The organism is Pseudarthrobacter sp. C4D7 (assembly GCF_013359725.1).
Lineage (GTDB): Bacteria > Actinomycetota > Actinomycetes > Actinomycetales > Micrococcaceae > Arthrobacter.
Map to the genome: position 1 here is coordinate 1 of NZ_JABFMW010000059.1, position 1,883 is coordinate 1,883.

The following is a 1,883-nucleotide window of genomic DNA, read 5'->3' on the forward strand; positions in this document are numbered from 1 at the left end:
AACTGACCGCACGGACCGGCGTGACCGCCGAGGACGTGGCAAAGCGCCTCATTGATTTCGGCTTCCACGCCCCCACCTTGTCCTTCCCGGTGGCGGGAACCTTGATGGTGGAGCCCACTGAGTCCGAGGACCTGGCCGAGATCGACCGGTTCATCGAGGCAATGATCGCTATCCGCAAGGAAATCGACCAGGTGGCCAACGGGGACTTTGCCGTGGCCGACTCACCGCTGCGCCACGCACCCCACACCGCGGCCGCCGTCGTGTCCTCCGACTGGGACCGCGCCTACCCGCGGGAGCAGGCCGCGTTCCCGGCCCACCACAAGCAGGACAAGTACTTCCCGCCCGTTGGACGGATCGACGGCGCCGCCGGTGACCGGAACCTCATTTGCTCCTGCCCCCCGCTGTCCGAGTTCGAGAACTAAGGACCAGCACCGTGACCGAGAAATACACCGCGCTGTACGACGAGCACAAAAAGCTGGGCGCCTCCTTCACCGACTTTGGCGGCTGGCAAATGCCGCTGAAATACGCCTCCGAACTGGCCGAACACCACGCCGTGCGCAACTCTGCCGGCCTGTTCGACCTCTCCCACATGGGTGAGGTCTGGGTGACCGGCCCGGATGCGGCCGCTTTCCTGGACTACGCGCTGGTGGGGAAGATCTCCGCCATGGCCGTGGGCAAAGCCAAATACTCGCTGATCTGCAATGAAGACGGCGGCATCATCGACGACCTCATCACCTACCGCCGCCCGTCCGTAGAAGGTTCGGCGCAAGGCGAGATGGACGTTTTCCTGGTGGTGCCGAACGCGGGCAACGCCACAGTGGTGGCTGCAGCCCTGCAGGAACGGGCCGCCGGGTTCGACGTGCTGGTGGAGGATGCCTCGGCCCGGACATCGCTGATCGCAGTGCAGGGCCCCAAAGCCCAGGATCTCCTGCTTCGCCTGGTCCCGGCCGCGCAGCACTCCCTGGTGACGGAGCTGAAGTACTACGCCGCTGTGGAGGTTCCGTTCCTGGTGGGCGGGGCCGGCAAGGAACTCCTGCTCGCCCGCACCGGGTATACCGGTGAGGACGGGTTCGAGATCTTCGTGGCCAACGATGACGCCCCGGCACTGTGGCAGACGCTGGTCGCCATCGCCGACGACGGGGAACTCACCCCCGCCGGCCTCGCCTCCCGCGACTCCCTCCGCCTGGAAGCGGGAATGCCGCTGTACGGCAACGAACTGTCGCTGCAGGGTGACCCGTTCGCTGCCGGCCTGGGCGCCGTCGTCGCACTCTCCAAGGAAGGCGACTTCGTTGGCAAGGCTGCGCTGGCCTCCCTGAAGGAAGCCGGCGCCGGCAGCACCTCCGGCCGCCGCCTCGTGGGACTCAAAGGCCGCGGCCGCCGTGCCGGCCGCGCGCACTACCCCGTCCTCAAGGACGGCGCCGCCGTTGGCGAAGTCACATCCGGCCAGCCCTCACCCACCCTCGGCTATCCCATCGCCATGGCCTACGTCGACGTCGAACATTCGGCACCCGGCACAGCCCTGGACATTGATCTCCGCGGCAAAGCGGAACCCTTCGAAGTCGTCGACCTCCCGTTCTACAAGCGCACCCGCTAAAGCCCGCATGGTCGCCTTCGTGACCGGTGGACCGGACATTTTCACGCCTGCTGCTCCTTCGTCGCTTTGACGCAGGCTTTCGAAAAGTCCGGCTCCGCCGGCCCCTCCCGGGGAAGTCGCCTTTGTGACGTGCTTGCGGAGTGGGCGGGGCATCCGGCAGCGTGCGTCTAAGGGAGCGTCACGTCCGCGCAGCGGGCGTCTTCGCGACCGAGCACGCAGAGGATGTCCTGCCCACTCCACCCCAACAACCTGTTTTAGTTAGGAATTTCCTCATGGCCGTTGGTGTCTT

The 1,883-nt window shown here is 66.3% G+C and carries 1 protein-coding gene and 1 pseudogene; both read left to right on the forward strand.

From position 1 onward, the window contains the following. A pseudogene (locus tag HNO81_RS19895) lies at window positions 1-422 on the forward strand (glycine dehydrogenase (aminomethyl-transferring)); the annotation flags it as partial. Between the two features lie 11 nt (window positions 423-433). Further along, window positions 434-1,594 (forward strand): glycine cleavage system aminomethyltransferase GcvT, encoded by a 1,161-nt coding sequence (gcvT, locus tag HNO81_RS19900; protein ID WP_175319813.1) that lies wholly within the window; start codon window positions 434-436, stop codon window positions 1,592-1,594. Window positions 1,595-1,883: the final 289 nt, after the last annotated feature.